The 5,167-nt window shown below is 53.6% G+C and carries 6 protein-coding genes; 3 read left to right on the top strand and 3 right to left on the bottom strand.

From position 1 onward, the window contains the following. Positions 1 to 10: 10 nt before the first annotated feature. Entirely contained in the window at positions 11 to 337 is a 327-nt protein-coding gene (locus tag H7847_RS26285) for a hypothetical protein (protein ID WP_227272631.1), read from the bottom strand. Positions 338 to 702: 365 nt separating this feature from the next. Between H7847_RS26285 and H7847_RS26280 the strand changes: the two genes are divergently transcribed. Then, a complete protein-coding gene (locus H7847_RS26280; protein WP_227272630.1) occupies positions 703 to 1,260 on the top strand; it encodes a hypothetical protein in 558 nt (185 codons plus the stop codon). Between the two features lie 1,239 nt (positions 1,261 to 2,499). Continuing rightward, positions 2,500 to 3,117 carry a cyclase family protein gene (locus tag H7847_RS26275; protein WP_319799802.1) on the top strand — a complete coding sequence of 206 codons (618 nt, stop codon included), beginning with the start codon at positions 2,500 to 2,502 and terminating at the stop codon, positions 3,115 to 3,117. An 80-nt stretch (positions 3,118 to 3,197) separates the two neighbouring features. Here the strand turns inward: H7847_RS26275 and H7847_RS26270 are convergent, their stop codons facing one another. Together H7847_RS26270 and H7847_RS27335 are read right to left on the bottom strand one after the other, a co-directional pair. Continuing rightward, the gene (locus tag H7847_RS26270) at positions 3,198 to 4,082 is read right to left on the bottom strand and encodes an IS3 family transposase (protein ID WP_406676047.1); all 885 of its coding nucleotides are present in this window, start codon (positions 4,080 to 4,082) and stop codon (positions 3,198 to 3,200) included. 52 nt (positions 4,083 to 4,134) lie between these two features. After that, positions 4,135 to 4,479, bottom strand: a complete 345-nt coding sequence (locus H7847_RS27335) for a transposase (protein WP_406676046.1) — start codon at positions 4,477 to 4,479, stop codon at positions 4,135 to 4,137. Positions 4,480 to 4,551: 72 nt separating this feature from the next. Here H7847_RS27335 and H7847_RS26265 point away from each other — a divergent pair, with 72 nt between their 5' ends. Continuing rightward, positions 4,552 to 4,896, top strand: coding sequence for a SidA/IucD/PvdA family monooxygenase (locus H7847_RS26265; RefSeq protein ID WP_227272628.1), 345 nt, complete (start codon positions 4,552 to 4,554; stop codon positions 4,894 to 4,896). Positions 4,897 to 5,167: the final 271 nt, after the last annotated feature.

Genomic DNA, 5,167 nt, shown 5'->3' with positions numbered 1-5,167 from the left:
AAGGCTGGCATCAGCTGTCGGTGTGTCGCGCTTGTGCAGCGGTTTCGCGGCGGATCGCGGAAACCACGAGGTCGTCTTCGCCGAACGAAAGCTGCATTGCCTTTTGGATTGGCGCTGCGGTCAGGAAAGCCCCGTTGCTGCGCGCGGCAGCGATCATGACGAACTCAACGTTCTCCGGCTGTTCGATGCGATGCGTCATGAGCCATTGCACCACCGGATCTGCCAAAGCGTCGATCCGTGTTTCATCGAGCCCTTGGCGAGCAGCGCGGTCACGCCAGACAGCGAGAAGCCGATTGGCGCGTGGCGCTTCGATCTGGTCTTTTGACAGCGTAACCATGCGTTATTTCTAAACGAGCTTTCGAAGCTTTTCAATGAGCCGGGAGTGCATGCGAAGCTCAGGTCAAGTGCTGCGCGGTTATCCGCGATTACATTCATAGCCCAAAAACGCTTCCCACTTCTTTGCACCATTTTCCAATGGCGGAAAGGCGCGAAAAGAACCGCGGGTGAAAGCCAGCCCACTCAGACAAAGTTGCATCCGATTTAAGGAACAACACGATATTGACCCAGAACGGCTCATCGCTGACAACGCCTATGCCCAGCCAGGCGTTGGCGGTCTTTTGCCCGACGCGGCCCGCCCTTATTTAAGAGGGGCAGTTTGGTCATGTTAAGGAAAGATTGAACTAAGAGGCTGTGAGCGTGCAGTTGATGCATGACTATTCACAAATGAAATTGGAGGACAAAACGATGAGCATAGTAGGACTAGGAAGTGATGCGGCTTCTGATCTTCAAACCCGTGAGCCAGCAGGAACGACCGAAGAGGCGGCGTTCATATCAGCCTTCAAACCGGATATCGGCGATGCGGAGCTAATTATTTCGAAAGAAGGCTTTGCGACGCTTTACAATAGTCAGGAAACCGAACAGGCCGGAGGTATTAATGGGGTGGGAGGCTTCAATTTGAGGCTTGCAAACGACACCCCAGGCCATTCGGATGACCAATTTGTATCCGTCGAACCAGATGGTGAAGGTGGCTATTTGATTCAGGGTTCAGACGAAGCCCTGGAGCGGGCGCAGGAGATTATCAGCGGCAAAGCCGGTGGGGTTAAAAGCAACGACAAGACTATTGACGACGTCAAAGAAAACCAGTCTGCCGCATCTTCCAACCTCCAAAAGGACTCCAGTACGTTCCGCGACCTTATTTTTGGCTTTGAACAGGATTTCGGACAAGCTGTTTCGGACACCCTCCCAATGACAGATAGATGACCTGGGCTACCTGCCGTTCAGCACATCAGGCGGCGTACTAAAGACCGATTTTTCAGCGGCATTGCAGGCACAAAGAATGTGCCCGTCCGGTAGAGCCGCCCGGTGGCGTTTAAACAAGTGCTGTTATGCTGCTTGAGCAGCATATCTGCGATTACATTCATAGCCCAAAAACGCTTCCCACTTCTTTGCACCATTTTCCAATGGCGGAAACCGCTTACCATTTGAAACCACGTATAAAATCCCATTCTGGGAAGTCTGAAACAAACCGGGAAGCCGACTTCCCACTTCCGGCGCTGGTTTTCAGGCCAATTCGCCCCCTAATGCGCATCGGAATTGCGATTTAGGCCTTATTTAAATGGGGTTTAGGCGCATGAACGGGGTTTGAAAATATCTATATCGCAAAATAGGGTTTATGGCCGCTACGGGTCGGTTTTGAGGCCTACTGAAAGACTTGCGGGATTTGGTCCATTTTTCCGGCGCACCTATCAAAAGCCCTTTTTTCTATGGCTCTATCCGGGCACTTCCGCTTTCATGGGCTGTCTTCCGGTTACTGCAATAATCAGTGTCCCATAACAGCGGGACAACGATTTCTGCAGTGAATGACAAAGATTTCTGCAGCAAACGATTTTTTTAGAACAAGGCTTAAAGTCTCGTTCAAGCGACAGCCAATCCCCGCGCTTGCCGCCTCCAAGTGCCGGTCGTGAAAATAGACATGGAGCCAGCGAACGTAGCCGCGATTACCCCCAGATGTCTCAGTCTCGCGTGGTATGACGCATACGGCACCAGGACTACCTGTAGAATTAGCCTGTCGTGACGCGTCACAATAACGGTCGTCCGCGCCAAGTCGGTCCCCGCACCGCACGAAGTTCCCGCCACGAAGATAGATGCCGATCGTGTGATGGTCCGGGCAGCGGTAGGAGACCGCTCCGCTCCCACGTCACTCCTAAAGGGCTAAACCGATACCAGTAGGGATGATGACGGATCGAAGGAGGGTTGCCACTTGAGAAAGCACAGCATGGACGCCATATTCCGCCATCATGTTTCTCTCCTCAATCAATATGACTGGATCGTACCATATTCGGCCTGATCATGCAAAAATAGAGCACATCAGGGTGGTATGAGTATGGAGATATCAACTAAGGAAACCCCGATGCACATAGATTTGTCTCACACCTTCGAGGACGGCATGCCGGGTTTCACGATGCGCACCCCGGAGGGCCGCGAGGAGCGGTTCACCGCATCGGTGAAACCATTCTTGACCCATGTGCGGAGTCTGCACCGTTCTACGAAGGACAGGCGTCCTTCGAATTAACCGAAATAACGTTCCAGACCTCCATAGGCACTTATCTCGACGCACCCACACATCGATTCGAGGAGCGTCGAGACATCGCGGAGCTGCGCTTGGACGAGGTTGTCCTGGACGCCGTGGTGGTCCGCATCTCTACTGCCAAGGCAGGCGAAGCAGTGACGCTTAACAGCTTCACACTACCGAGCGACAAGCGTGGAAAGGCGGTGCTTTTCCACTTCGGCTGGGATCGGCATTGGGGAACGGATCAGTCTGAGACTTACCCATTCCTTGGCCGGGACGTGATCGACGCGATTGTTGAGGCTGGAGCGAAGTTGGTCGGCATGGATACGTTCAATGCGGATGACCGAAGCGATCCGGCCCGACCAGCGCATACGGAATTCCTGTCACGCAACATCCTGATTGTAGAAAACCTGACAAATCTCGGCGACCTGCCAGACAAACCTTTTCGCTTTTTTGCGGTGCCGATCAAGGCAAAGGGTGCAGCCGCGATGACAATCCGAGCGTTTGCGGAAACCCCTGGCGGGGGCATTGGTCGGGCAAACGAATGAAATTGTCACCGTTGGCAGGCACCATGCTTTATGCGCGCACCGTTGGGTTGCTTGCGTTGCTCTGGTGTCCAGCCCCATTTCTATGGGCCACTTTTGCGCAGGGTTTCTGGGATGGGCGGGCGCATGTTTAGGGCCTGATGTGGTCGAACACGATTGTACTGTCTGAGCCATGTATTGATGACGATCTGTGCCTGTTTGGTGGTGTGGAACCATTCGGCGTTCAGGACTTCTCGGCGCAGTGTGCCGTTGAAGCGCTCATTGTACCCATTCTCCCAGGGTGATCCTGGATAGATCTGGATCGGTTTGATCCCGACCTTTCTCAGCCAGTCTTGTAGTGCTGTTGCGATGAACTCTGAGCCGTCGCCCATTGGGCTCGAACCAATGGCGCCTTCAACGGGCAACTCCGAACGAATGTATTCGGGCTTCCCGCGACGCAAAAGCAGTGGGTAAAGCGCATCCAGCACATCTGCGCTGTTCATCTTTGGTTTGACCGCGACACACAGCGCCTCACGGGTATATTCATCCAGCGCCGTGAGCATCTTGTAGGGCCGCCCGTTGCTCAGTTTGTCGTGCACAAAATCGACGCTCCAGATGTGATTGGGATGTTGCGGCCGCAGCCGGATGATTGAGCTGTCCTTGTGGTAAAGCCGCCTGCGTTTCTTGTGCCGCCTTGGAAGTTGCAGGCCTTCTTCGCGCCACAGGCGTTCGATCTTCTTGTGATTGACCACTGCCCGGCAGGCGATTTGTGGAACAAATCTGCCGAGAGGGGGCCAGCCTTCAACGCGCAGTAGTTCCGCAACCTTACGATAGCCGTAGCGGCCATATTGGTTGGCCAATCGGATCATTGCCAGGCGCAACACCTCATCGTCCGTGGAAACTGCCTTGTATTGCAACGTGCTTCGAGCCACGCCCAGAACCCGACATGTGCGCCGTTCGGAGGTTGCCAGCTTTTGTCGGCTGTGCACCACGGCCTGACGAAGCTGGTCTGTCGTCTCCCTCTCAGTGATTGCTGCGCATTCACCTGCCGGTCAGCGGGACCTTCGGCTTTAAGTAATCAAGGCTTTCTTTGAGGGTCAGCTTATCCAGCTCAAGCTCTGCCACGATCATCTTGAGCCGATCATTCTCTTTCTGCAGCGCCTTCAGATTGGCCATCTCGGATCGCCCCCTCTCGGCAGATTTGTTCCACAAATCGCCTGCCGGGCAATGCATGCCACCAAACCGTTTGCGCCATGTGTAATAGGTCGCATCACTGACACCTGCGGTTCTGCAGGCCGTCGCTACATCTGAGCCAGACGACAGGCTCAGTTCAATCTCACGCAAGAGCCGAAGAATATCTTCATCCGAATACCGTTTCTGCGCCATAAACCCCGCCTCCAAAACTCAGCCAACTTTGGCAAAGTTTTACGGGGGCAAGACAACTTTGGCGATCGCTGGTTGATACTGGAGAAGTCCAATCAGGTGCGCTGGCACCCGGGAATGATGCTGCCTGAGTCTAGGCTCGACACCCACTTTGTGAAAGATTTGATCTCCCTAATAAACCCGAAAAGCCAATTTAGCTTTCTCAATTATCTGTGCGTACACTCAAAAGTCGAAGACTTTCTTAATTGCGGAAATACAAGCCCCTTCCGCACCGATTTTGATCGCTATGTTCAGTGGGTCGCCGTAGGCTTGCATGATCGCATTCGCACCTCGACTGAAGTGATCTCTATCGATCTCGACAGCACCGGCCTCTATCTTATCAAAGCCGTAAACCCGGATGGCGAAGAGACAGTATATTGAGCTAAGAATGCGGTTGTGGGCGTCGGGTTCAAGCCGAAAGCCATTTGTGGCCTCGATTTATCCCATCCTTGCGTCATCCGTTCCAGCGAGTTTATGGACAAGATTGAAAAGACTTCGGACTTCGTCAAAGACGGGAGCGTCCTTTGTCTGACGTCAGCGCTTATGGGGCCATTTAGGGTGATTTGCTAAGGGAGTGTTTCTGGCTCATCGTCACCACTGAGGAGTGGACGATGAGAAAGACAACGAAGAGCCCTGGCGAGCAGATCGTCAA

The sequence above is a fragment of the Roseobacter weihaiensis genome, assembly GCF_020622345.1.
GTDB classification, from domain to species: domain Bacteria; phylum Pseudomonadota; class Alphaproteobacteria; order Rhodobacterales; family Rhodobacteraceae; genus Roseobacter; species Roseobacter weihaiensis.
Note: the sequence above shows the minus strand (reverse complement) of the source record. Positions and strands in the feature narration are given on the sequence as shown.

Coding starts and splice junctions, on each gene's coding strand:
- H7847_RS27335 (WP_406676046.1), bottom strand. CDS start 4,479: ATGGCGCAGAAACGGTATTCGGATGAAGATATTCTTCGGCTCTTGCGT.
- H7847_RS26285 (WP_227272631.1), bottom strand. CDS start 337: ATGGTTACGCTGTCAAAAGACCAGATCGAAGCGCCACGCGCCAATCGG.